Source organism: Bacillus sp. NTK071, assembly GCF_017303315.1.
Classification (GTDB): Bacteria; Bacillota; Bacilli; order Bacillales; family Guptibacillaceae; genus Guptibacillus.
The window spans coordinates 94,646-119,530 of the sequence record NZ_JAFKOI010000010.1 but is presented as its reverse complement, the minus strand read 5'-3'; the positions used below and the strand labels follow the sequence as shown (position 1 = coordinate 119,530).

The following is a 24,885-nucleotide window of genomic DNA, read 5'->3' as shown; positions in this document are numbered from 1 at the left end:
TTTTGAAAGTAAGAATTTCCAAATAGAATTCTAAACTTCGTTCAATATTTGAAACCGAAAGCTCAGGTATTAATGCATTTAGTTGGTGCAAAGTAGCTTTCTCCGTTATTCTATAAAATCAGTAGTCTTCCACATTAGCTCCGAGATTGCGGAAGATAAACTTTACTTTCCAACTTGATAGTTTTGATAAATCCATTCAGTTGCAGCCTTTAGGTCCTCAGCTATGTAATCAATCTCTATATCTTTCAATTTATCATAGTGCTCATCGAGGGAAGAGCTTCAAGCCCCGGTAATTGGCATTGAGAGGTTTATTAAATCAGAAAACTCCGATTTAATAAACCTCATAAATGTTGGCTACTTTTTAAAAAATTCACAAATAACAATAAAAAGTAGCCTACTTAATAAAACAATTAAAAAGTAGGCTAGTCTTATTTCTTCAACTATGAATGTTTAATAGAAGATAAAATATTGTCTGTAATTATGGGAAGAGAACCTTTGTTAAAATAATAGAAAAAAGTTAACTTGCAACAATATTACTCTCTTCTAATCGTTTATTATATTTATCCATTTTATTTCACTTCTGTTTAGTGATTTCTTTATTTTCCCACTCATAGTCATTTACTTTATCTAAGTCATCTGAGGAGAAGATTTCGCTGGACACGTCATTTACACGCCATTCCCCAGAAGTTTTTTTTACTTTGAGATTTACAAATACTCTATAAGAAGGGGAATATATTACAAAATTTTTATAACCATTCTTACCTTCCTTTTCTCTATATAACAAATCTAACTTTTGATTTCCCTCCCAGTATCCTTTTTTCACCTTAGCAACTTCTTTTTGAAGTTTTTTCTGTGTAATGTTCTCATTGGCTAAAGTTAAGGCGTGATCATAGTCATGTTCTACCCAACCATATTCAAAAAATTTAAGCACACTTTCAACTGCACTAATATTAGGTTGACTACTATTACATCCAGAAAGGGCAATTACTAACACTAACGTAAACATAAAAAAACGTTGTATAAAAATTCAACTCACCTTTCTTTCCTACAACTAAAAAAGCTCTATCAAGAGCTTTTTTAGTTGTTATTTGTTCATTTTCACTGTTGCTTTTTCTGCTAACTTATCGGCATGTTTTTCCCATGCTTGTGCTGCTACTCTATGACTTGAAGAGTTATCCTTAATATATTCATTAATATATTTATTTTTCAACTCACCAATAGCTAGAAGCTCTTGATATTTTGGAACCAAACTTTCCCAATACTCCTCTTCAGTTAAACCTAAAGAATCACGATACTTTTGACCGATTTCTTTAATTTGCTCTGCGTTTTGAGATTTAGAAATTTGTTTTCTAACTTTATCTGCATACGTTTGTGCTTTTTCTTTAGAAATACTTAGGTTTTGTTTCTTCGCTTCATTTAATAAAACCTTTTGCTTAACGAATTCTTTTTTCATTTTTTCTTCAGAAACTTGCTCTTTTCTAAGGTCTTTAAATAATTTGTGGTCTGCTTTGGATTTTATAAAATCTTTTTTAGAATATTCTTGATCATCTATCACTATATATTTTTTGTTCTTCTTTTCACTTTTAACTTTTTCTACCTTCTCTTTGAATTCTTTGTACTCATTCCCTTGCGAAGACTTATTATCCTTAGCCATTGATGTACCAATTCCTGCAAACAAAACAACTAATGCGATTAATGCAATTGTAACAATCTTTTTATTCAATTTAATTCCTCCTTTAATCAATTGATTGATTTTCTTGAACATCTACAAGAAAAGATCCTGGAACTGTTTGAGAACTCGTCCAAACAGCATAAGCTGTTGCGGTATATGTATAACTACTTGACATGTCTGAATATGGATGTGCTTCATTAGCATCTACCTGCCAACAAGAAGATCGTAAAACATCAAAAGATGTGCTTGGTCTATGAGTAGTTCTTAAACTTCCATTTCGAAAGTAATCAATTTTATCAGTGTATACTCCACTAGAAAAGGGATATTTACAATTATCCTTATTAATAGCAGTTATGGCTTCTCTAGTTATTGTTTTATCTGAATCTCTTACTGTAGATGTTAAAGTAATGTCTATACCAATTGAAAATGGAACCATATTTGTCTCATAAACTACGCCTACGTCATAATCATCAGCTCTATTATATCCAGCCTCTGCTGTGGACATAAATGGATTAAAAAAAGTTGTCCCTGCTAATACTAATGTGAATGCCCAGAATAAAACTTTAAAACTTTTCATTAGTGAAATCCCCCTGTTTTTCTTTAATAAAAGATTAAAACTTTCCCCCTTATTAATATAAAATATTTCCAAAGCGTCCTAAACACTACCATATTAACTCTGAAAAAAACCACAGAATTCCATAAAATAGAACTTTACTCCCCTTTGAAAAATCCCTATTTAGTATTTTTCACCGGTAATCACAACCTAAATAGGTAAATTATCATAGCTTAATTTGTTTGAAATATTGAAAAGAGAATATTTTTGTATTGACTGAGTATTCGTTTCAAAATAATATTTTTAATAAAAAAGCAAAGTAATTAAAAATTTTATAATGTTTATTTATAAGCTTTATAAAAACGTGTTAATGATATTTAAGATATAAAAAAGGACTCCAAAAAATGGAGTCGCGCAAATGTTATTGTTAATTGGATAAAAAATTACCGACCAATCCAATTATAAACATTAATACAAAACTCCCAAATAGGAAAAATCCGATTAATTTAATTGGATAGGGAAGTTTTCCCCCTCTTGATTTCGGAAAACCTTCAATATTTTGTTTATGGGCTATGGCATCATTAAATGGCTTATTTTGGTTTTCGTTACTCATAAACAATTGAGCACCTCCATAATAGAAGTATAGTTTCATTTCTGAAATTCCTTATAGAAAAGTTGCAAATATCTACGAATTAGATCTTATTTAATTTCAAGTTGTGACATTGAAAAAAGTGTTACAACGCTGTCGTTCTAGTTTCTGAATCCCTACTTCCACTTAATATGTTCAGAAGAGGTTAATCATAGTAGAGTTGATTAAGCAATTTTTTATCGTAAATTCAATTTCAAGGAGTGAGACCTTCTAGTTTCATCATTGTTACCCCTGAAAATCTCAGGTTAAAAAGTTATATAATGGAGTGCTTTCAATAATTTCTTTTGTCATCAATAACATAACTTTCTTTAAGCTCTGTTAAATGATTCATCGTTAATCATTTTCAGTTGAATCCATTATTTCTTACTTTTATCTTTTGGTGGGCTTTTCTATGCAATTGTAGTATTAAAGACAAAAAGTATTTACCCATCTTTAGTTTTTTATATGCTTATTAATTTAAGAGTTAGAGCCAAATATGACGGAAAACGAATGTAATGCTATGCTCATTCCGCCCATCCCCATATTATCCCTCCTATCAATACCTCACTCCCTGCAATATATCTGTGTAGAGCGCTTACCTTATCTTCAGCAAAAGCTCCGATATAACAGAAGACTCCGTATCGAAATGTATCTTAATTGAAGATGAATGTAGTTGAACAATTAGAAGAGCAATGAAGCAATTATAAAACCATGGAATGTCAACACTAAACTAGACAGCTATTTTAAGGTTCATAGACTTGTATTCAATCGGACTTAAATAGCCCAAAGTACCATGGATTCGAATGTTGTTGTACCAGTGCACGTAATCAAAAAGTTCTATATTGAGCTGCGCTTGGCTTTCGAAGTGGGCATGATAAACAAACTCGGTTTTGATGACCTTAAACATCGCTTCCGCGACGGCATTATCATAAGGTGATCCTTTAAAGCTTAAGGAACGTTTGATTTGGAAGGTTTCTAAGGCCTCATCAATCAATTTGTTCTTAAACTCATTGCCACGATCCGTGTGAAATAGCTCAATGTCATGCAGATTTCCTTTAATGCTAGAGAAAGCACGGTAGACAAGTCTGGCGTCTTTTCGTGGACCTGCACTGTAGCCAATTATTTCGCGGTTAAATAGATCGACAAAGACACAGATGTAGTGCCATTTTTGTCCGACACGAACATACGTTAAGTCACTGACAACCACTTTCAATTTTTGATCCTGATGAAATTCACGGTTCAATTCGTTTGCCTGCTCAGACTCATTACACGAGCTTTTCGATGGTTTGAATTGGGCGATGGTGTATTTTGAAACTAGTCCAAGTTCGTTCATGATGCGCCCAATTCGGCGCCTGGAAACAATCCAATCTCGCTTTTTGAGCTCGATTTTAATCTTACGTGTTCCGTAGTTTTGACGGCTTTCATAAAAGATTTTTCGGATGAGGTCTTCCAGTTCGTCTTCATTTGCTTCCTTCACTTTAGCTTCATAATAGTACGTACTTCGAGGAAGTTGCAGGACATCGCACATTGCTGATACCGAGTATTTGTGACGATTATTCTGAATCACATTTACTTTCGTCCCATGATCAGAGCGGCCTGCTTTAAAATATCATTCTCCATCGATAAGCGTTGATTTTCTTTTCGTAACTTCATGAGTTCCGTTTCTTCAGGCGAACGATTATCTCTTTCCTTGAATGAACCACTTTCCGTAAACTGACTAATCCACCGATCCAATGAAGACGGTGTTAGCTCATACTCTTTAATAATTTCACTTCTAGGCTTACCGTTTTCATGAAGTTGAACCATCTGTTGTTTGAATTCCTTAGTAAACGTACGCCGTGATCGTTTGGTCATAATAGACGCTCCTCATATAAAGGTTTTAGTAAAGTCTATCTGACCTTAATTTATTTGTCTAACTGAGTGTAGCCCATTCACCAACAATGATCGCAACTATTAAAATTAAAGTTCCCTTCCATCCTAAACTACCTACTAAATCAACTAATCCCCCATTATTAGCTCTATTGAAAGAATCATTTATGTTCCCAGCAGGATTTCTTTTCAACTCTTCTTGTCTTAATTTCTCTCTGTTCCTTTCAGGTGATTTCTTCGGGTCCATTATCACTACACTCCTTCTCAATTCCAATTATTTCAAACCACATCAACATACTCAACCTTATTCTTTAAAAAAGACGTAATACCTCAGTGGGAATTACGTCCAATAAATGAAGATTAATATTCAACGTTTACGTTGCTATGATATTGCAGAATTGCTCCCTTTAGTTGAAGACTCGAATTCGATATATATAATTAGAATCCATAAAAGCATCTATAATTTCCTCCCATATTTCATGATACATAGTCACATTAATTAAACAACGACTGCCAAATATGGGTGATAAACAACTATGAGACTAATTTATTGTTTTAATGCAAAAGTTATTAGTACCATCTTATCATCTTTACGAAGCTATGTTGCCAAATCTAATAATGTCTAATCTAACTTGTAGATTAAAGTAGCATAAAACAAGAAAGCCACGCTGAATACCTCCTGCGTGGCCATATATACGTTATGGTTATTTTTAAAAGTATTTCCTCTGATAGCTTATTGGATTTTCTACCAAGTTCTTGAGCTATAGGTTTTTAAGTTTTTAATAACTTGGCATTAACCGCAACAATAACTGTACTTAAAGACATGAGAACAGCACCTATAGCTGGACTTAGTACAATACCTAGAGGATATAAAATTCCTGCAGCTAGTGGAATTGCAATGATATTGTACCCTGCTGCCCACCAGAGGTTTTGAATCATTTTCTTATATGTTGCTTTCGATAGTTTGATGATGGACACGACATCTTCTGGGTTGCTTTTGACTAGAACGATATCGGCTGTTTCCATGGCGACATCTGTTCCTGCTCCAATTGCGATTCCAAGATCGGCATTGGCTAACGCAGGCGCATCGTTTACGCCATCACCAGTCATGGCCACTTTTAATCCTTTTTCTTTCACTTTCTTAATTTGATCTGCTTTTTCATGTGGCAATACCTCGGCGTACACCTCGTTCAGGTCTAATTGATCAGCCACCCAGTTTGCCACTTGCTGGTTATCTCCAGTTAGCATCATAGAAGACACGTTTAGGTTCTTTAACTGCTGAATGGCATTTTTCGCACTTTCTCGAATCATATCAGCCAGGGCGATCATCGCTTCTAATTTGCCATCGATCAATACAAAAACAACCGTTTTCCCCTCCTCGGCAAGCTCAGAATATGTTTCTTTTTGAAAGTCAATTTTCTCATCATTCATGTAACCTGGGCTTACGACCATCACCTTTTTACCTTCAACTGTTCCTTCTAGCCCTTTACCAGTAATCGATTGAAAATCTTCAACTTCATTAACTGAAAGGCTCCTTTTATTCGCTTCCTCAACAATCCCTCGTGCTATAGGATGCTCAGATTCCATTTCAACAGATGCAGCTAGCTGGATGACCTGATCTTCATTCTCGTTTTCAGTTATAACGTTCGTTACGCCAAACTTTCCTTCAGTTAGCGTTCCTGTCTTATCGAACACGACAGCTTCTAATTGACGCGCGCCTTCAAAACTAGCGCGGTTCCGAATGAGTAAGCCTTTTTTCGCTGATAACGCTGTGGATCTCGCTACGACAAGTGGTGCAGCTAACCCTAACGCGTGAGGACAGGCGATCACCATCACTGTTACCATACGTTCGAGGGCATACACAAAATCATACCCGAGTAACAGCCAGACGATTAAGGTTGTAATACCTGCTCCAAGCGCAAGGTAAAACAGCCACTTTGCAGCCCGATCAGAGAAATTCTGCGTTTTCGATTTGGATTCTTGTGCTTCTTTTACCATTGTTACGACCTGTGAAAGGTAGCTATCCTTGCCTGTTTTTTCAACTTTTACCGTTAACGAACCTTCTCCATTAATCGATGCTCCGATTACTTCATCTTCTTTTCCTTTTTCAACTGGAACAGATTCTCCGGTCAGCATCGATTCGTCGATGGATGATTGTCCTTTGATAATCACACCATCTACTGGCACCTTTTCACCAGGTTTGATGAGGACGTGATCGCCTTCATTTAGTTCAGATGTAGGTACATCTTTAATTTCTCCGTTTTCATCGATGCGGTGGGCTTCAGAAGGCATGAGCTTAACCAATTCCTCCAGTGCCTTCGATGCACCCATAACTGATTTCATTTCGATCCAGTGTCCAAGAAGCATGATATCTATTAAGGTTGCAAGCTCCCAAAAGAAATTCTTACCCGATAATCCGAATACTGTGAGTGAACTATATCCGTATGCGACAACGATTGCGAGTCCAATCAGCGTCATCATGCCAGGATTCCTGTCTTTTAATTCACTCCAAGCACCTGTGAGAAAAGGCCAACCTCCATAAAAGAAAATGAAAGTTGAAAGCGCAAATAAAATGTATAGATCCCCAGTGAACCTAAGGTCGATGTTAATAAACCCCTGTAACATTGGAGATAGAATAAGAACGGGGATCGTAATAAGTATTGAAATGTAAAACCTTTTTTTAAAATCTTCTACCATATGTGCGTGGTGTGAGCTATGATCGTGCTCCTCACTATGGTTATGGTCTGCGTCGTTATGATTATGTTCATGATGTGAGTGTTCCATATGTACCTCCCTCTCTTTTGTAATTAGTATTATTCTCTCCCACATCATTATTTTTCCCCAAAAATTGTCCAGAATTTATCCAGAAAGTGTGAAATAAAAAACTGCCTAATTCGGCAGCTTGTGGGATGACATATAAGTATGCTCAATGAAGTTCCTTCGTATTTCTAAAATCCTTACTCAATTCTTCCACTTATAGCCGACTCCCCAAATCGTTTTTAAATGCTCTTCTATTTGAAACCCGGATTGACGGCATTTCTCTCTAAGATTTCGTATATGGGAATCAATCGTACGACCTTCTGTACTGGACTCGAATCCCCAGATCAATTGAATGAGGTGCTCTCTACTGAAGACTCGATCAGGGTTCTTCAAGAAAAGTCCAAGAAGATTAAATTCGATTGGCGTCATCGTTATCGTTTTTCCCTGATAAGAAACCGTATGCTTATCCTTATCCCAGGTCAACCCTTTAACAACGAGTATGTTTTCATTCACTGAACTTATTCTCCTGGAAACAGCTTCGATTCGTGCTAGAAGAACATCTTCATCGAATGGCTTCGTAATATAGTCATCTGCTCCAAGCTTCAGTCCTTGGACGATATCATTTGACTGATCCCTTGCCGTCAGCATGATGATGGGAACATCCGATAAGATTCGAATTTCCTTGCATGTCGTCCATCCATCCATTTCAGGCATCATCACATCCAATAATACGAGATCGATTTTTTGCTCCTTTATCACGTCTAACGCTTCTAAGCCTGAATTCACTTTGTAAGTGATATATCCTTGTGGCTTCAAAAATAATGCAATTAATTCTACCATTCGTTCTTCATCATCGACGATTAAAACTCGTTTCATCTTACTCAACTCCTGGAATGACAATTTTAATGGTTGTGCCTTTGCCGCCCTCGCTTATAGCAGAGATTGTTCCTTCATGCTTTTCTATAATTTCCTTCGCAATTGAAAGTCCCAGTCCTGATCCTCCGTACTTTCGGGATCGGGATTTATCTACTCGATAGAGACGACCAAAAATATATGGAAGATCTTTCTCAGGGATACCTTCGCCTTCATCGATAACTTCTACATGAAGGTTCTTCTTTACTTGGACGGCTTCAATACGAACACTTTTTCCTTTCTCAGAGTAATGAAGTGCATTATCTAAGAGATTAAGTAATACTTGAGAAAATCTCTCGGGATCAAGAGTAATGATTATTTCTTTTTGACAGGAGGTAAACAAGTTTATCTCTTTGTTTTCGAACGCTGGCATTACTTTTTCTCTGACTTGATTAATGAGAGAGCAAAACTCAATTTTCTCGCGTTCGATTAAGAATCCTTTTTGGTCCATTTTTGCCATATCGAATAAGTCTTTTACAAGGTTTGTGAGGTTTCCAGATTCCTCTTTAATAATCGTAAGGTAACGGTTTCTTTCCTCTAACGTTAGATTATCCCGTTTCGCAATATCAGCATAGCCATTTAAATACGTTAACGGTGTTCGTAATTCATGAGAAATACTTGCAAGAAAATCACTCCGTTCGTTCTTTAAACGAAGTAAGTCATTTGATAATGTTTGAATGGCCCTGGCTAGTTCTCCTAGTTCATCGTTCCGATCCTCAATTAAATAGACATCATGCTCTCCGTTACTCATCTTCTGAGTTGCTTCCTTCATATGTATTAGGGGTTTTGTAATAATCCGCGACAAGTAAATAATAGTAATTACGGTTAGAAATAGCGCTAACCCGATTACAATGAGAAATTGGACGGTCAATTTATCACGTATATCTCTTATCCCCTCTGTATCAAGGAACATGTACACATAACCTACGGAATCCCCATTAATTTTCACTGGAGACACCGTGGAAACATATGGTGCTCTGACCCAATCCCCCTCAACAATTCCGCCGTCAATTGCGGTTGGATCAACGGAATGAATGATTGATTTAATTTCTGTTGTAATCGGATTGGAATGATCTAGAATTTTGTTTGTAGCATCGGTAATGACAACCTGTGTCTCAGCTTCAGATTCCATCAATGCAACATGACCTCTCGTAGCTTCGTCGAAATGATTCTCTAAAACATCTCGGTGACTATTTCCACGTGCGATCAATGAATCAGTCTCTACCATTACTCTTTGATTTAGAAAACCAAAATATAAGACAACAAAGAGAATACCCTCTAAAAGAATAATGCTCGTTAGAAATAAAAATCCTAGCTTTGTCGCTAATTTATTCTTTCGTTTGAATCGCATAGTTAACCCCTTTTACCATTTATCTTACCAATAGTATATCGAGAATTTGTGCATCACGCTTCAACCAACTATTTTACTAATAATAACGTCGAATAGCATAATAAAAAAGCTACAACGACCATGAACTGTCGTTGTAGCTTCTGTTTAAGTATGTGGTTTTATTATGCTGCTAGTTTTTTACACTCTTCCGCACATTTGAAACAAGCGTCTGCGCAGTCTTGGCAATGCTTATGATCATGTTTCTTACACTCATTACCGCATGCTTCACAAATCGCTGCACAAGCTTGAGCAAGCTCAGCTGCAAATGGTGTACCTCTTACTAGTGCTTGTTCAAGAAATCCACAAATATCTGCACATTCGCGATCCATACGAATACATTCAGCCATCATCTTAATATCGTCTTCTTTTAGACAAGAATCGTAACAGTGGTTACATGCCGTCATGCATTCGTGAAGCGTTTCAATCATAGATCCATATTTTTCGTGTGACATAATCAAATTCCTCCCTATGTTTTGTTTACACTAAGGTATTTTTCCATAAAATCAGACTTCTAAACAAAATTTTACACAAAATTTCCATAGAGATGAATTTCATCTTTTTTGCACACTTTCTGCAAAAATCAGGGGTAATATAATTTGTTTGGTTCCACCAAACCTTTAAAACAACAAAAAAAGGGAGCAAGGTTTCCCCCTTGCTCCCTGATATTTACTATTCGTGTAGTTACTTTACGTCATATCCCTGATCTTCTACTGCTTCACTCATCTCAGAAACAGTAACCTTTGATGAATCGTATGAAACGTCGGCTTTCCCTTTTTCTACATCCACCTCTACTCCAGACACGCCGTTTAACTCCGTTAATGCTGTTTCAACAGCCTTTTTGCAGTGATTGCATGTCATACCTTCAATAGTAATCGTTGTTTGTTCCATTATTAAAAACTCCTTTCAATAGTGAGATTATATTTTAACTCGCTTCAAACGAAGTGAGTTCGTAACTACAGATACAGAACTGAAAGCCATCGCGGCACCGGCTACCCAAGGTGCTAATAGACCTAGTGCAGCGATCGGAATGCCGATAGAGTTGTAGAATAATGCCCAGAATAAATTCTGGCGAATGTTTTTCATCGTTTTGCGGCTTAAGTTGATTGCTTTAGGAATATGGTCTAAATCCCCACCAACAAGAGTGACATCGGCCGTTTCGATCGCAACATCTGTGCCGGTACCTATCGCCATCCCTATATCAGCCGTTGCAAGAGCTGGCGCATCATTGATCCCATCTCCCACCATGGCGACTCGTTTGCCTTGATCCTGTAATTCTTTTACTTTATTTGCTTTGTCTTCTGGGAGAACTTCTGCAAATATACCTGTGATATTCACTTGTCTTCCAATCGCTTCTGCCGTCCGTTTATTATCTCCAGTAATCATATAAACATCAATGCCCAGATCTCGTAATTCCTGGATAGCTTGTTTCGATGTTTCTTTCACTGTATCAGCCACAGCGATGATACCCATAACCTTTTGCTCAATAGCGATGAACATGGCTGTTTTTCCCTCTGTTTCATAGGGTGCAATCACATCTTCATGATGAGTATACGCCACATTCTCGCGTTCCATTAGTTTTCTAGTTCCGATAAGAACCCTTTTGCCATCTATCATAGATGTTATTCCGTGTCCTGGTATCGCTTCAAAATTCTCTGCTTCATCCACCTTAATTTGTCTTTGTTCGCCATATTGGACGATTGACCTTGCAAGTGGGTGTTCTGAAGCTTTTTCTGCTGCTACAAGAGTGGCTAAGACCTCTTCTTCTTCTCCTTCAAAAACAGTGAAGTCCGTCACTTCTGGCTTCCCTTTCGTGATCGTTCCCGTTTTATCTAAAAGAATTGCATCTATTTTGTGTGTGCCCTCAAGAAATTCGCCACCTTTGAATAGTACACCCATTTCAGCACCTTTCCCTGTGCCAACCATGATCGAAGTAGGTGTCGCTAGTCCAAGTGCGCATGGACAAGCAATAACTAGAACGGCAATCGCCACTTCAAGTGCTTGTGGTAGATTGTATGGGTTCACCCATAAATACCAAACAAGGAACGTTACGACTGCAATCCCTACAACGATTGGAACAAAAATCCCAGAGATAATATCTGCCATTCTTTGAATAGGTGCTTTGGAGCCTTGAGCTTCTTCTACAATTTTGATGATACCTGCTAATGCAGTATCTTTCCCTACTTTTTCTGCCGTTACCGTTAATGTACCAATTTCATTCATAGTCGAACCGATGACGGCATCACCATCCGTCTTTTCAATTGGTATCGACTCTCCGGTAATCATCGATTCATCTACGGACGATTTCCCTTTTTGGACGGTACCATCTACAGGGATCTTTTCACCCGGCCGAACGATAATAGTATCCCCAACTACCACCTGGTCAACAGGAATCTTCACTTCTTCACCATCTCTGATGACACTAGCCTCTTTCGCCTGTAAGTTAAGAAGCTTTGTGATCGCCTGAGTCGTCCTACCCTTAGCTAGATCTTCAAACAACTTACCCACAAGAATAAGGGTAATCAATATAGCACTCGTTTCAAAATACAATTCAGGATTATACCCTGGTGTAATAAGTAGTCGAATGCCTTCCACTACACTATAAAAGTATGCAGCAGATGTCCCTAGTGCAACGAGAACATCCATGTTTGCACTTTTATTAATGAGTGCGCGATAAGCTCCGACATAAAACGGAGCACCGATATAGAACTGTACAGGTGTAGCTAATAGGAATTGAAACCATGGATTCATAAAGAGTTCAGGTAATGGAAGAGCAACATCAAAAGGAAGATGAGCAATCATGTTGTAAAGCAGTGGCAATGAAAGCAAGATCGATATACCGAGCTTTACCTTCTTCTTCTTTATTTCTTCTTCCTTATGCGATTTCTTCTCTTCGCGATCCTTCTTAACGATTGCATCGTATCCTAATTTCTTTACTTTCTGAATGATCTCATCTACCGTAACCTCACCTGGCTGATACTCCACAATTCCTGATTCTGTCGTAAGGTTTATTGATGCTGAATCTACTCCAGAGGTACGATTCAACCCTTTTTCGATTCTAGTCGAACAGGCAGCACAGGTCATACCATGTATGTCTAGTTCAACTTGTTCTTTACGAACACCATAATCGAGCTTTTCTATTTTATTTACGATGTCAGAAGCTTTAACTTGTTGTTCATCAAATTGAACATCAGCTCTTTCCATCGCGAGATTCACATTAGCTTCAACACCGTCCATTTTGTTTAGGACTTTTTCTATACGCTGAGAACATGTAGCACAGGTCATACCTGTTATATCGAATGAAACTTTTTTCGTACCATCCATTTTATCACCTTCTTATTTGGAGAATTGTTGGATTACTTTCATCAATTCCTCTATCTGATGATCACCGTTTCCTTCTTTAATCGAGCTCGCTACACACGTTTTAGTATGTCTCTCAAGTAAGGAATATCCTACTTTTTTCAAAGCTGCTTGAATGGCAGATAGTTGAATAAGAATATCGACACAATAGCGATCATCACCGACCATTTTCTGAATTCCACGAATTTGCCCTTCTATTCGCTTCAAGCGATTTTGTAATTGTTGCTTCTCTTCTTCCGTTCTGTCCTCAGAAGGCTGTTTATCCGGTTGAAGCGGAAGATCAAGGTCCAAATCATTATTCATCGTGGTCATCTCCTTTTATTTAACTTAACTACAATATACCCCCGTTAGGTATATAAGTCAAGTGGAACGGACTATACCTTAAGCCTTTTTCTTTATATAATTTTTATACCCTTAGGGGGTAAACATCCAAACATCCGTTTATAAAAAACCAATAACATAAGAGGCTGCCATTTGACAGCCCCTCTTGTTATTGGTTCTCAAGAAGAAGAGACTTAATCTCTTTTTCATTATTTTCAAAACCGGTAAATTTGTATTCTTTTCTTTTTAATCCCAATAATGAAACCACAGTGATGATTATTCCAGGAACAATTCGATTTCCAAGTTGTTTGATCATGTCTTCTTCTTCATGAGGAGAAGAGGATAAGTCGTGTTCTTCATAAGGTATCGATGAATTTGAAAGAAACTCTTTCAACTGTTGGCAATCACTTCAAGTTGGCCTTGTATAAACTGTGACTAATGTCTTTTTCACCTATATTTCCCTCCCTCTTTTCATAAACTTTTAGAACCAGTATGTAATAGCATCAAGGACGCCAATCACAATAAGTATAATTCCCGCAATTCTTTGTAAAGTAACTCCAATTTTTCTACTTCTTTTAAGAAAAGTACCACTTAATCCGAAATACCAGATCAAGAACATCGCAATAATGAAGGGCAATGACGTTCCTAACGCAAACGTAGCAGGCAGGACTGCACCGTACGAACTTGCGAGAACAAGAGGCATTAGTAGTATAAAAAACAGTGAAAACATTGTAGGACAAAACCCTAATGAAAAGCTTCCTCCCATTAGAAATGCTCCCAACTTGCCCTTCTTCAAGAATCTTTCTGGAACTTTACCAAGCTTTACACTCCAGTTCATTTTAAATACCCCTAATAGGTATAAGCCTATTAAAATGACGAGAGGTCCGAAGAATTTTCTTGCCACAGGTAAAATCATTGTGAGGCTTCGCTGAAATCCTTGGCCCAGGATCCAAACGATTAACCCCAGGGTCGAGAAAACGGCGATTTTACCTAAAATAAATGAAAATACTTCGCTCCAAGCAATTCCTTTTTGAAATGAACGATTTCCATAGAACGTAATCGCGCCTATATTTCCTGTAAACTGACAGGGGGCAGTCGCTCCAAGAACCCCAAGAATAAAAGCTGATAACAAAGGAATCGAGTTAGTCTGGTATGCCAGTGTAGTCAGAGGTCCACTAAGAAATTGACTTAATGCATTAAAAACATCATACATAGTATTACTCCTAGTATTTATTCTATAATTTCACCATCTTTAACTAACGCGTTCCAACTTTCCCCTCTATCACTCGTTTGATATATCGATTCACCAACTGAGTGGAAAACAATTTCTTTCTCGTCTTGAGGATTGACCGCAATATAATCAATTGTTTCTAGATCACCTTCTGGCATAGAGAGTTCCGTTTCATTTCCATTTTTAAGGTTTTGGATAACTAACTTCTTATTTTCTATTGCATAAACCAGTTGATCTTCCATGAATGTGACAGAGCTAACACTGATTTCTTCAGTTAAACGATCAAACGAATTCCCTTTATCATTTGATACAAATAAACCTAATGGCGATGTAATAGCTACGACATTGGAGTCGGTTGGGTGAGTAGCGATTCCTGATACTTGATTAGGAGTTCCGTTAAGCTGCACTTTTTCCCATTCCTTTGCATCTTCGCTGTAATAAACCCCAGTACCCATCTTACTGTTTTCCATCTGGTTCACTGCGTAGATCGCATGACTTTCATAGCCCACTGTAAGGTAATGGAAATCTGATTCTCCCTGGAATCCTAACTCTTCTATCGTTTTACCTCTGTCCATACTTTTAATTAGACCAAGCGGGTTTGGAAGATCAGATCCCTCTCCTGGATGCCCACTACTATAAAAGCCATCAGAAACATCATTAAAACCCATGTAATCATTTTTATTATCTTTTGCTTCATACCAGAAACCCTCAAAATTTATAATTGGTCCGTTATGAGTTGCAATCATTAATTCATTACGATTACCTGGGTATCCAATTCCATGAACATGGTCTATTTTTTCATTTTGTAATTCACCATATAAACTGGACTCTTTTAATGAAACAAGCTTTTCTTCTCCCTCTTCGACTTGGACCACTTCAGTGTTGTCTTCTGGTTTCGCTTCCTTATCATTCTGACATCCTGCACTAATTAGTAAAATCGTTGTTCCTATTAAAGTAAACCATTTCATTTTCAAGTAATGATTCTCCTTTTCCTTATATTAAAGCAATCCGTTCATACTCTACCAAAGAAATATTGTAATTTGTGCAAAGGAGTGATTGCAGTACAAAATAATTATAAAAACAATTCATGCACCTATCTTACGAGCATGATAGGTGCATGATAAGTAACAATGACTATAATAATATTTTCTAATTAACAGTTAGTTCAGACTCTGTTACCCACTTATGATTGGTTACTTCCTCTCCCCCAGTAGTAGGCATATAATCTACCATGTAAACCGTAGTAGGGTTTGCCGATTCGATGGTCGCTTTAGCGCCCTTCATACCTTTCATATGGGAAGCTGTAAGAGTAACTTCCATCCCCTCTTCTAACCTTTGCTCTCCAGCTTCTTCTATTTCCTCTTGAATTACCCATTTGTGGTCTTCTACCATTTTGCCACCTGTAGTCGGGGGATACGAAATCACATATGCTGTCGTTTGGTAAGCCCCTTTGATTGTAGCCTCAGCACCCTCCATCCCTTTCATATGGTTTGCTGTAATGTTCGCTTTGCTACCAATTTCATAAGTTGGGTTATTTGCTTCCTCCAACCTATCCGGAATGTCTTTAGATCCTGAATGATTCATACCTTCCTCCATACTTTCTTCAGATTCAGAATTCATGTTTGAAGATTCCTTATTTGTTTCTACTTTCATGTTTTCATTATTGCTGCATGCAACCAATAATGATGAAAGGATAAAAAAGGTGAGTGCTATCATGTTTTTCTTCTTCATCATACTCTTCCAACCTCCGTATACTTTCTCTTAATGTGGCCCTTTTATGAAGGCTCATGATAAATATTACCTTCAAGATATGAAGTTATTGTGCAGAAACTATTATTTTTTAAGACAAATACTACAAATGATCCAAACTAAATAAAAGTTGCCTTGATATTGTACCCAGGCCATCCAAAAATAATGTTAGTTTGGCTGGTTATTGTGCTCTCCGCCAAGCTCAAAAGGTGAATAGACACTTTTATAGTCTACGATTGTTACCATTCCACGAGCAGCATGGTTGTTATCATGACAGTGAAACAACCATTCTCCTTTATTGTCAGCTTTGAAGTAGATTGTGTATTCTTCTCCTGGCTTAACGTGAATTAAATCTTTCACACGCGGTACATCGTATTTGATGCCATTTTTTGAGGCTACCTGGAATCGATGGCCGTGTAAATGCATCGGATGATTCATGTTTCCTGTATTCGTAATTTTCACCTTAACGATATCTCCCTCTTTCACGTTGATAGGGGGGGTATCTGGAAATACCTGATCATTAATTTGAAAAGCTACACCTTCCCCCATGTCCATTCCCATGTTCAAGTCCATATTATACGTGACGTCAGATTCAGGTGCTTTTTCAAAAATCACTTCTTCACTTCCAAATGAAGTGCCAGTTGCAACATCAGTGCCAGAGGATGAAATTGATTGATTGTTTGGCACAGAAGCTTCATCTTCGCTGGAGAGAACAGGAATTACCATATCATCTTCATTTTCTCCGCCGTTCTCTCTAATTACTGCAGGTTCACTACTCTGTCTTGTGTATTCTACATCAATCCGTTCTCCAGGCGCGATCTCTAGTACGTTCGAAGTACCACCTGAATTCTTAACCTTTTCACCATCGATTTCGATTACTTTCATTGCTTTTTCAGGGAAAACCAATTGATGTTGCTGGTACCCTGCGTTTACGAAGCGCAATCTTGCCGTTTCTCCTTCCTTCATAACAAGTGGTTCAACGGCCTGTCCCGCTTTTCCGTTCACTGTGAACGTATCATACATCTGTTCGGTATCAGCTTCGCCGTTCCCTGACATAGCGCCCTTCATCATGCCACCCATATTCGTTATATCTCTTTTCTCCTGATTGACCGCCCATTCATCAAGAATGAAAAATTCATCCTTTTCATATTCTTTCTTCTGCTCTTCAATAACGAGTGAACCATAAAGACCTTTATCCACCTGTTTAGAACTATGCTGGTGCGAATGATACCAGTACGTTCCTGCATCATTGGCAATAAATTCATATGTGAATGACTCCCCTGGTTGTACAGCATCCTGTGTGAGCCCTGGTACACCATCCATTTTATTTGGCAGTAACATCCCATGCCAGTGAATCGTGACTGGCACATCCAATTCGTTCTTTAAATTAATACGAATGTAATCTCCTTCAGTAACTCGTAAAGGTTCCCCGGGTACCGTCCCGTTGTACGTCCACGCATTGACTTTCTTACCTTCACTGATGTCCCATTCAGTCTCCTCTGCAGTTAGGTTGAATGTCTTTACAGGTCGGTCCTCTGGTTCCTGTGCATTCACTTCTAGAATACTCGTCTCCCCTTGTGTAATCCCCTCAGGTAAGGTTGAATCTCCACTACTATAGAAAGGAGAGTTGAGAAAGACCGCTCCACCAATAACGAGTAGAGTGACGATTAAGATTGATCCGATTACTTTTCGCTTCATTCCGTTTCACCTCTAATATGGTTTTGTTGACGTTAATATGGGGTTCATCCTTAAAGGATGAACCCCAGGATATTTTTAACACTATAAATTAGCTATTAAGTTTCCTTTTTAACCGGTCATATTCTTCTTCTGTAATTTCACCTTTCGCGAGACGTTCTTTTAACGTTTCCGCAGAATTAGTTGAAGAAGACTTACTACTTGATCCCGGTTTCCTCATCCAAAAAACGACAACGATTATTGCAATAATGATAAGAATAAAAAGGATGCCAAAACCAAAGAAGCCACCTCCCATTCCGCCCATTCCGCCACCGTTCATCATCTTCATCCACTCCTTTTAAAATTTCTTATATTAGATTCTATCTCTTGTAAATTACAAGCTATTAGTCTTATTCCCGTACTTTATGCAGATTTCATGTATTTTCAAAAAAAAATGCTATTCTTTTGTTCGCCCCATATTACTCGAAGCTGCTACCTTATTACCATTCACCTTATCTAAAAATAAACCGCTACTTTTTTTAATAAAACGCGTAGCGGTTTTAACAATTGACTATGAATTATCCTAAAAGCTCTATCCAGATTTTGATTGCGGTTCCCAAAATCAATAGTGCTAAAATAATCTGGAGAATTTTCGTATTTACTTTCTTCCCGAAGTTCGCTCCAAGTGGTGAAGCGATTAAGCTTGCTACAATCATCACAATGGCTGGTAGGAACAGTACCTGTCCAGTAAATACCTTACCTGCCGTCGAACCTATGGAAGAAATAAATGTTATGGCAAGTGATGATGCGATCGTCATACGAGTTGGGATTTTTAGAACTAACAGCATGATTGGTACAAGAATAAAAGCACCTGCTGCACCAACAATTCCTGCTCCAATACCAACTAGAAACGCAAAAGTAGCTGCTAACCACTTGTTAAAGGTTACCTGATCCATCGGAATATCATCAATATCTTTTTTAGGAATGAACATCATGATTGCAGCAATGGTAGCAAGTATCCCATAGACGAGGTTAACGCCACCATCTGTCATGAATTTTGAACCAAATCCACCAATAAAGCTACCGATTAAAATGCTGATTCCCATGTAGAGTATTAACGTTTTATTCAAATAACCGCCTTTTCGATATGCCCATACACCACCGATTGTAGCGAATAGGACTTGAACTGCACTAATACCTGCTACTTCATGGGCAGTAAAAGCTGAAAGTCCTAAGAATGCCGGGATATAAAGAAGCATTGGGTATTTGATAATCGATCCACCAATTCCGACCATGCCTGAAACGAAGGAACCGACGAAACCGATTAGAAAGATGACGGTTAAGAAATAAATACTATAATCCATTTCCATGTTCTCACCTTCTTATTTAAAATAAGGACCCCCATGGGCCCTTATTATTGTATTATGCTTTTTTAATCCAGAACTTTAATACGCCATCTTCTTCTGAATCTTGAAGTAGTTCATGGCCACCAGATTTAACCCATGCTGCAATATCACTTTTTGCACCTTTGTCTGTCGCATGAACTTCTAGTACTTCTCCTGAGTTCAATTCCTGAATTGATTTCTTTGTCTTAACGATCGGCATTGGGCATGCCATTCCTTTTGCGTCTAATACTTTAGTTGATTCCATTGTTATCCTCCTTATTATCCGTGAACCGCACAGCGGTTTGGTCCAATTTCCATATCTCTTTGTTCTTCGTTATCAGGGGTAACTTTCCCCATGTTCGTTTTTCTAATTTCTTCGTAAGCATTTGGCTGCGGCGGAAGGTTATCGGTCACCATGCTTCTGAACTTCTCTTCATCCTCAACTTGAAGACCTGAATTATTCTCATAAAGATCTCCTAAACGTGCAGACACTTGTCCACCTTCACCAAGCTCACTAGAGAAAGAGAAGTGTGCAGGCAATACGATCAAATCATCCGAAAGCTCTTTGTAACGTTTATATAACGTATTTCGAAGATCTCCTACCCAGTCTTCAGCTTTACCTGCAAGGTCAGGTCGTCCAATGGACTCAACAAATAGAATGTCGCCTGTTAGAAGATACTGATTATCAATAATGAGCGACGTACTTCCAATCGTGTGACCTGGTGAGTACACTGGCTGAACTTGTACAGTCGTATTTCCCACAACAATATCGTTACCCTCTTCAAGTGGTGTATAGTCAAAAGTTACTTCTGTAGCATCTTTTGGAGGAAGATTGTACGTTCCACCAACTTTTTCTGCTAAACTGCGTCCACCTGAGATATGATCGGCATGAAGATGGGTATCGATTAAGTGCTTGATTTGTACACCCTTTTCTTCAGCAAATTTTTCATAGTTATCGATCATTCTGTTGGTATCGACGATTGCAGCTTCACCATCTGATTCAATGAAATACGATAGACAGCCTTTTCCTAGACGTACAAATTGATAAAGGCTTCCTCCGCCAGTAAGATCTGCGATTTTCGTCGGTTCTAAATGTTCACTCCATGCTTTCATTCCGCCTTCAAGCGAATAAACATCTGTAAAACCAGCTTCATCGAACATTTCTGCGACCATTTGTGACGAGCCGCCCTTTGCACAAACAACAATTATTTCCTGATCTTTACCAAGTTTATCTTCTACATCTTCAATTCCATCTAGTAAATTAAAGTACGGTTCATTGATAACATCTACTTTACCGCCTTCAATTTTCCAATCATCAAATTCATCCGTATTTCGAACATCTAGTATCGTTGTTTTTTCGTTATTGAGAACCTTTTTCGCTATTTCGTTAGTTGTTATCGTCTTAACAGACAAGCTGAAATCCTCCTTTGTTTAGAATGTTAATGAGATATTAGCATCCTTCGCATAGTCAATATATGAGGCTGCGCCGCCTACTTCAATGCCATCAACGAAATCTTCTTTTTCAAGTTTCATAAGATCCATGGTCATCTGACACGCGATTAATTTAATATCTAACTCTTGCGCAATTCCGACCAATTCTTCAATTGATGGTACGTTTGTTCTTTCAAAGCCTTCCTGGAAGTGCTCTTTCCCTTCAGGAATCGGTAAGTTTTTGTGACCTTCTTTATGAATTAAATTAAGACCTTCAAATGTAAAGAAGATACCTACTTCTGCATCAGAAGCTGCTGCAGCTGTTGCTACGTTCAATACTTTATATGCGTCAAAAAGACTTCCGTTCGCTGCGATAATTGCTACTTTTGTATTAGCCATAATAAATTCCTCCGCTTAATAGATTAGTTATTTTTCTCTGTAGGTCCCTGCCAGTCGGACATTCCTGGAACAACATTCTTTACGTTCTTATAGCCTTTTCCACTTAACTTTTGAGCAGCCAAATCACTGCGGCTACCTGTACGGCAAATCACGTGGATATCATCATCTTTGTTTAGTTCTTCATAGCGTTCTTCTAGTTCCCCAAGGGGTATATTAACTGCACCTGGGATATGTCCGAATGCATATTCAGCAGGTTCACGTACATCTAGAATCGAAATGTTTTCTTCCCCATCTACCTTGCTTCGAAGTCCATCTAAATCAAGAACATCTTCATGGTTCTTTTCTTCAGTTGTTTCTCCTTCACTTGCTTTTCTAATATAGTGCTTCAATACTTCTCCATCCTCCACAGTTCCTAAATATTGATGTCCTGTGGATTCGGACCATGCTTTAATATCTGCTGTTGATCCTTTATCAGTTGCTTGAACTTCAATCACTAGACCTGGATCCAAATTTTTCATTGCTTTTTTTGTTTTTACAATCGGCATCGGACAAGCCAACCCTTTTGCGTCCAATGTTTCATTTGCAACAAGACTCATCTTGAATCCTCCTTTATTTCTCTACTTCGTCTTTCCATTCAAGCATGCCGCCTGTCATATTACGTACGTTGTAGCCTTGCTCATCTAATAATTGGTATGCCTTTCCGCTTCGTCCACCTGAACGGCAAACCATGATATGTTCTTTTGATTGATCGATTTCATGAAGACGATCTGGTAATTCACCTAGAGGAATATGAGTTGCGCCAGAAATCTTCCCCTGAACCACTTCTTCGTCTTCACGCACATCAATGATACTTACACTCTCATTACTGTTTACTTTCTTCGCTACTTCTTCTGGTTTAATTTCCTTCATGTCTCTTACCTCCTTGAGTATAGGTTATTATTTATTCCCTTAATTACATAAAATCATTTGTACCCCAACGGGTATAAGAAACGTTAAAAAATATTAATTTTTGTATGTTAACTATGTCGCCATTCTATACCCCTGTGGGTATATTGTCAAACGAGCTAATCAATAAATTTAATCAACCTCCTTATGACGTTTTGCAACAATTCATTTGTTCTTCTTAAGTACTATTCCAATTAGATTGTAGACTTAAACATGTAATATTTTTACGATTTATTCTACACAGCGTTTAAATAAGGGCTGTTTTCGTAAACATTGTTGCTATAAAGCGGTTGATATCTGTTTCAGGATTCTCGCTTTTCGTAGGGCTGTGAGCTTCCTGAAACGCTTTAGACTTGCGTCACCTTTTAAAAGTATTTTGTTATAAAGAACCACGCTTAGATAATTGGAGCGGAAGGATGCTCGACTCCTTCGGGACTAGCGGGACAGGTGAGACCCCACAGGTCCGCCTTAAGCGCGTCGAGGAGGCTCACTGCCCGCACAGCTGAAAGCGAGCATCCTGGAGCGGAAATCACCTCCTACTTTTATAGCAATAAAGTTTAGAAAAGTGCCAATTAAAAAAAGCCGTTCCGCTTTAATAGCGACTAACAGCATTGTACAGCTTATTTTATTCACTCCCATCTAATGAAATTTGATTACTACAACCTTCTTTACATTTATCGAGAGTGATTAATAAATAATTAAGGGAACCCCAATTTGACGGGGTTCCCCTTTTTTAGCTCCAAAAAAGATCGAATTGTTTATATTAGCAAATATATCTTATATTAATAAAGATTGCCCTTGTCTAAAATATCACGAATATTTTATGTACAAACAGGTAATGAAAACGTAAAAGTGTGGCAGTTCCCTTCTGACTTAACTCTAATCTTACCGTCATGGTGTTCAATGATTTCTTTTGATATTGCGAGTCCAAGTCCTGCTCCGCCAGAATAATTTCTTTCCCGTGAAGGATCAACACGATATAATCTTTCAAAGATTTTTTCTTTTGCTTCTAATGGAATTGCTTGCCCGGGACCTATGATAGACAGCGTATATCTTCCTTTTACTATTTCTCCTTTTATCGTAATTGGGCCAGTTCCTTCATAGTACTTAATTGCATTATCAAGTAAATTATTAATAACTTGTAGGATGCCCTCGTTATAAACATTAACTATTCCTGTGTCGACCTCGGTTTTCACTTTAATTCCTGCATTTTTTAATGACCAGCGAAACATCTCAACAGATTGCTCTACTAGCAATTGCATATTCATAGGTTCTTTCTCAGAGTATGTTTGTTCTTTGAAATAATCCCATTCCTTCAATTGTTCAAGCTGTTCAACCATGTGTATAAGTCGTTCTGATTCACTATGAAGGGATTCATACATCTTTTGATCCCCTTCAGCCACACCATCTTTCAAAGCACCAAGATAACCCTTTAGATTGGTTAATGGTGTACGGAATTCATGAGATAAATCAGAAATCATTTCTTTCCTGTGTTTTTGTGTATCTTTTAATTGTTTAACCAGGTCATTGAAATGACCGATCAACTGTCCCATCTCATCCTTAGAATTTACTTGAATAGGTCCGGGATATTGACCTTCTTTCATTCTTTTAGTAGATTCGATCAACTCTTTTAACGGACGTATTGTTTTCTTTACTAAGTAATAATGAATGAAGCTACCAATAAAGATCGCGGCAATACTAAATATCCATAAATATTGAAAAAGGGTTGAATTAAACAGATTTTGTTTCTGATCATTCCACGTCCCTAATCCATCCGCCAACAAACAAGCAGTGTTATAAATCGCCAAACTACTCAATACAATAAACGTGCCCACGACAGTAACATTAATAAGTGTCAAACGCCATAAAAACCGACTTGGAAGGACTGACTTTGTAAGTTTATTCCACAACAAATTTATACCCCATTCCTCGAACTGTTTGAATACGTTCAGGAATACTAGGATTAGATTCAATTTTAGCTCGTAATTTCTTAATATGGGCATCAATCGTTCGATCCATAACCGTTTTATCTACATAGGGATATAATTGTTGAATTAGATCTTCTCTAGTTATAACCACATTAGGATTTTCCATAAAATGATACAGAAGATTGAATTCATGTTTTGTTAAGTTTAACTGTCTGTCATATAGTAATACTTCACCTTTTCGAGGTTTAATACATAACCCATTGTAGGTGAGCTTTTGACAAAATTGTCCTGTACGTCTTAGTACGGCTTCAACGTGAGCGATAAGTTCTTCTGGATCAAACGGCTTCGTCAAATAATCGTCCGCTCCCATCTTTAATCCATTGATCTTATCATCTGTTCGCGCCTTTGCTGATAGCATGATGATAGAAACTTCATTTCTTTCATGTTCTCGTATCCACTTACAAAATTCTTCTCCAGATAATTTAGGGAGCATTAAATCAAGGATTACCAAGCACGGATGGTGTTCCAAAAAAACAGCTTTTGCGGATTCACCGTCAGCAGATTCTACTACCTCATAACCGGCACCTTTTAAATAGATTGTAATGAGATTTCGAATCATTTGATCATCTTCTACTACTAAAATTGTTTGCTTCACCCATCTCACCTCTTGCCTATTGTACT

Annotated in this window: 27 protein-coding genes; all 27 read right to left on the bottom strand. The window is 37.7% G+C overall.

The features are described from left to right. Positions 1-574: 574 nt before the first annotated feature. Positions 575-994, bottom strand: coding sequence for a hypothetical protein (locus tag JI666_RS15370; protein ID WP_206893401.1), 420 nt, complete (start codon positions 992-994; stop codon positions 575-577). A 90-nt stretch (positions 995-1,084) separates the two neighbouring features. Beyond that, the gene (locus JI666_RS15365; protein WP_206893399.1) at positions 1,085-1,723 is read right to left on the bottom strand and encodes a hypothetical protein; all 639 of its coding nucleotides are present in this window, start codon (positions 1,721-1,723) and stop codon (positions 1,085-1,087) included. A 13-nt stretch (positions 1,724-1,736) separates the two neighbouring features. Further along, the gene (locus tag JI666_RS15360) at positions 1,737-2,249 is read right to left on the bottom strand and encodes a hypothetical protein (RefSeq protein WP_206893397.1); all 513 of its coding nucleotides are present in this window, start codon (positions 2,247-2,249) and stop codon (positions 1,737-1,739) included. Positions 2,250-2,652: 403 nt separating this feature from the next. Further along, positions 2,653-2,838 (bottom strand): hypothetical protein, encoded by a 186-nt coding sequence (locus tag JI666_RS15355; protein ID WP_206893396.1) that lies wholly within the window; start codon positions 2,836-2,838, stop codon positions 2,653-2,655. Between the two features lie 745 nt (positions 2,839-3,583). Continuing rightward, positions 3,584-4,707, bottom strand: a protein-coding gene (locus tag JI666_RS15350; protein WP_206893390.1) for an IS3 family transposase whose coding sequence is annotated in 2 segments (ribosomal slippage) — positions 3,584-4,458 and positions 4,458-4,707 — 1,125 coding nt in all. Because the reading frame shifts where the segments join, the coding sequence is not laid out codon by codon here. Between the two features lie 58 nt (positions 4,708-4,765). Next, positions 4,766-4,969, bottom strand: coding sequence for a DUF6366 family protein (locus JI666_RS15345; protein WP_206893388.1), 204 nt, complete (start codon positions 4,967-4,969; stop codon positions 4,766-4,768). A gap of 524 nt (positions 4,970-5,493) precedes the next feature. Further along, positions 5,494-7,506, bottom strand: coding sequence for a heavy metal translocating P-type ATPase (locus tag JI666_RS15340; RefSeq protein WP_206893386.1), 2,013 nt, complete (start codon positions 7,504-7,506; stop codon positions 5,494-5,496). A gap of 177 nt (positions 7,507-7,683) precedes the next feature. Beyond that, the gene (locus JI666_RS15335; RefSeq protein ID WP_206893385.1) at positions 7,684-8,358 is read right to left on the bottom strand and encodes a response regulator transcription factor; all 675 of its coding nucleotides are present in this window, start codon (positions 8,356-8,358) and stop codon (positions 7,684-7,686) included. Between the two features lies 1 nt (position 8,359). Further along, positions 8,360-9,745: a sensor histidine kinase gene (locus JI666_RS15330; RefSeq protein WP_206893384.1), complete on the bottom strand. Its 1,386-nt coding sequence runs from the start codon at positions 9,743-9,745 to the stop codon at positions 8,360-8,362. 161 nt (positions 9,746-9,906) lie between these two features. Next, the gene (locus tag JI666_RS15325; RefSeq protein WP_206893383.1) at positions 9,907-10,236 is read right to left on the bottom strand and encodes a four-helix bundle copper-binding protein; all 330 of its coding nucleotides are present in this window, start codon (positions 10,234-10,236) and stop codon (positions 9,907-9,909) included. A gap of 229 nt (positions 10,237-10,465) precedes the next feature. Beyond that, positions 10,466-10,672 (bottom strand): copper chaperone CopZ, encoded by a 207-nt coding sequence (gene copZ, locus JI666_RS15320; RefSeq protein WP_206893382.1) that lies wholly within the window; start codon positions 10,670-10,672, stop codon positions 10,466-10,468. Between the two features lie 27 nt (positions 10,673-10,699). Then, positions 10,700-13,105: a heavy metal translocating P-type ATPase gene (locus JI666_RS15315; protein ID WP_206893381.1), complete on the bottom strand. Its 2,406-nt coding sequence runs from the start codon at positions 13,103-13,105 to the stop codon at positions 10,700-10,702. Between the two features lie 12 nt (positions 13,106-13,117). Further along, the gene (locus JI666_RS15310) at positions 13,118-13,444 is read right to left on the bottom strand and encodes a metal-sensing transcriptional repressor (RefSeq protein ID WP_206893380.1); all 327 of its coding nucleotides are present in this window, start codon (positions 13,442-13,444) and stop codon (positions 13,118-13,120) included. 187 nt (positions 13,445-13,631) lie between these two features. Continuing rightward, positions 13,632-13,856 carry a glutaredoxin family protein gene (locus JI666_RS15305; protein ID WP_211201530.1) on the bottom strand — a complete coding sequence of 75 codons (225 nt, stop codon included), beginning with the start codon at positions 13,854-13,856 and terminating at the stop codon, positions 13,632-13,634. A gap of 87 nt (positions 13,857-13,943) precedes the next feature. Beyond that, positions 13,944-14,675, bottom strand: a complete 732-nt coding sequence (locus JI666_RS15300; protein WP_206893378.1) for an urease accessory protein UreH domain-containing protein — start codon at positions 14,673-14,675, stop codon at positions 13,944-13,946. Between the two features lie 17 nt (positions 14,676-14,692). Next, on the bottom strand, positions 14,693-15,661 hold the full coding sequence (locus JI666_RS15295; RefSeq protein ID WP_349769345.1) for a F510_1955 family glycosylhydrolase: 969 nt from the start codon (positions 15,659-15,661) through the stop codon (positions 14,693-14,695). A 181-nt stretch (positions 15,662-15,842) separates the two neighbouring features. Then, positions 15,843-16,424: a YdhK family protein gene (locus tag JI666_RS15290; RefSeq protein WP_206893409.1), complete on the bottom strand. Its 582-nt coding sequence runs from the start codon at positions 16,422-16,424 to the stop codon at positions 15,843-15,845. A 186-nt stretch (positions 16,425-16,610) separates the two neighbouring features. Next, positions 16,611-18,140, bottom strand: a complete 1,530-nt coding sequence (locus JI666_RS15285) for a multicopper oxidase family protein (RefSeq protein WP_206893374.1) — start codon at positions 18,138-18,140, stop codon at positions 16,611-16,613. An 88-nt stretch (positions 18,141-18,228) separates the two neighbouring features. Then, entirely contained in the window at positions 18,229-18,459 is a 231-nt protein-coding gene (locus JI666_RS15280; RefSeq protein WP_206893372.1) for an SHOCT domain-containing protein, read from the bottom strand. 235 nt (positions 18,460-18,694) lie between these two features. Then, positions 18,695-19,480 (bottom strand): sulfite exporter TauE/SafE family protein, encoded by a 786-nt coding sequence (locus JI666_RS15275; protein WP_206893408.1) that lies wholly within the window; start codon positions 19,478-19,480, stop codon positions 18,695-18,697. A gap of 58 nt (positions 19,481-19,538) precedes the next feature. After that, entirely contained in the window at positions 19,539-19,766 is a 228-nt protein-coding gene (locus tag JI666_RS15270; protein WP_136946123.1) for a sulfurtransferase TusA family protein, read from the bottom strand. Positions 19,767-19,780: 14 nt separating this feature from the next. Then, a complete protein-coding gene (locus JI666_RS15265; RefSeq protein ID WP_206893369.1) occupies positions 19,781-20,914 on the bottom strand; it encodes an MBL fold metallo-hydrolase in 1,134 nt (377 codons plus the stop codon). 18 nt (positions 20,915-20,932) lie between these two features. After that, entirely contained in the window at positions 20,933-21,331 is a 399-nt protein-coding gene (locus tag JI666_RS15260) for a DsrE/DsrF/DrsH-like family protein (RefSeq protein ID WP_206893364.1), read from the bottom strand. Between the two features lie 23 nt (positions 21,332-21,354). After that, positions 21,355-21,927 carry a sulfurtransferase TusA family protein gene (locus tag JI666_RS15255; protein WP_206893361.1) on the bottom strand — a complete coding sequence of 191 codons (573 nt, stop codon included), beginning with the start codon at positions 21,925-21,927 and terminating at the stop codon, positions 21,355-21,357. A gap of 13 nt (positions 21,928-21,940) precedes the next feature. Continuing rightward, on the bottom strand, positions 21,941-22,240 hold the full coding sequence (locus tag JI666_RS15250; RefSeq protein ID WP_206893359.1) for a rhodanese-like domain-containing protein: 300 nt from the start codon (positions 22,238-22,240) through the stop codon (positions 21,941-21,943). Between the two features lie 857 nt (positions 22,241-23,097). After that, positions 23,098-24,186 (bottom strand): sensor histidine kinase, encoded by a 1,089-nt coding sequence (locus JI666_RS15245; protein ID WP_286170864.1) that lies wholly within the window; start codon positions 24,184-24,186, stop codon positions 23,098-23,100. Next, complete coding sequence (locus JI666_RS15240) at positions 24,176-24,859, bottom strand: response regulator transcription factor (RefSeq protein WP_206893357.1); 684 nt, start codon at positions 24,857-24,859, stop codon at positions 24,176-24,178. Before JI666_RS15240 ends, JI666_RS15245 begins: the two co-directional genes overlap by 11 nt. Positions 24,860-24,885: the final 26 nt, after the last annotated feature.

What these genes read in the sequence shown, in the direction of transcription:
- JI666_RS15360 (WP_206893397.1), bottom strand. Translation starts at nt 2,249, where the DNA reads ATGAAAAGTTTTAAAGTTTTATTCTGGGCATTCACATTAGTATTAGCA.
- JI666_RS15355 (WP_206893396.1), bottom strand. Translation starts at nt 2,838, where the DNA reads ATGAGTAACGAAAACCAAAATAAGCCATTTAATGATGCCATAGCCCAT.
- JI666_RS15345 (WP_206893388.1), bottom strand. Translation starts at nt 4,969, where the DNA reads ATGGACCCGAAGAAATCACCTGAAAGGAACAGAGAGAAATTAAGACAA.
- JI666_RS15340 (WP_206893386.1), bottom strand. Translation starts at nt 7,506, where the DNA reads ATGGAACACTCACATCATGAACATAATCATAACGACGCAGACCATAAC.
- JI666_RS15335 (WP_206893385.1), bottom strand. Translation starts at nt 8,358, where the DNA reads ATGAAACGAGTTTTAATCGTCGATGATGAAGAACGAATGGTAGAATTA.
- JI666_RS15330 (WP_206893384.1), bottom strand. Translation starts at nt 9,745, where the DNA reads ATGCGATTCAAACGAAAGAATAAATTAGCGACAAAGCTAGGATTTTTA.
- JI666_RS15325 (WP_206893383.1), bottom strand. Translation starts at nt 10,236, where the DNA reads ATGTCACACGAAAAATATGGATCTATGATTGAAACGCTTCACGAATGC.
- copZ (WP_206893382.1), bottom strand. Translation starts at nt 10,672, where the DNA reads ATGGAACAAACAACGATTACTATTGAAGGTATGACATGCAATCACTGC.
- JI666_RS15315 (WP_206893381.1), bottom strand. Translation starts at nt 13,105, where the DNA reads ATGGATGGTACGAAAAAAGTTTCATTCGATATAACAGGTATGACCTGT.
- JI666_RS15310 (WP_206893380.1), bottom strand. Translation starts at nt 13,444, where the DNA reads ATGAATAATGATTTGGACCTTGATCTTCCGCTTCAACCGGATAAACAG.
- JI666_RS15300 (WP_206893378.1), bottom strand. Translation starts at nt 14,675, where the DNA reads ATGTATGATGTTTTTAATGCATTAAGTCAATTTCTTAGTGGACCTCTG.
- JI666_RS15295 (WP_349769345.1), bottom strand. Translation starts at nt 15,661, where the DNA reads ATGAAATGGTTTACTTTAATAGGAACAACGATTTTACTAATTAGTGCA.
- JI666_RS15290 (WP_206893409.1), bottom strand. Translation starts at nt 16,424, where the DNA reads ATGAAGAAGAAAAACATGATAGCACTCACCTTTTTTATCCTTTCATCA.
- JI666_RS15285 (WP_206893374.1), bottom strand. Translation starts at nt 18,140, where the DNA reads ATGAAGCGAAAAGTAATCGGATCAATCTTAATCGTCACTCTACTCGTT.
- JI666_RS15280 (WP_206893372.1), bottom strand. Translation starts at nt 18,459, where the DNA reads ATGATGAACGGTGGCGGAATGGGCGGAATGGGAGGTGGCTTCTTTGGT.
- JI666_RS15275 (WP_206893408.1), bottom strand. Translation starts at nt 19,480, where the DNA reads ATGGATTATAGTATTTATTTCTTAACCGTCATCTTTCTAATCGGTTTC.
- JI666_RS15270 (WP_136946123.1), bottom strand. Translation starts at nt 19,766, where the DNA reads ATGGAATCAACTAAAGTATTAGACGCAAAAGGAATGGCATGCCCAATG.
- JI666_RS15260 (WP_206893364.1), bottom strand. Translation starts at nt 21,331, where the DNA reads ATGGCTAATACAAAAGTAGCAATTATCGCAGCGAACGGAAGTCTTTTT.
- JI666_RS15255 (WP_206893361.1), bottom strand. Translation starts at nt 21,927, where the DNA reads ATGAGTCTTGTTGCAAATGAAACATTGGACGCAAAAGGGTTGGCTTGT.
- JI666_RS15250 (WP_206893359.1), bottom strand. Translation starts at nt 22,240, where the DNA reads ATGAAGGAAATTAAACCAGAAGAAGTAGCGAAGAAAGTAAACAGTAAT.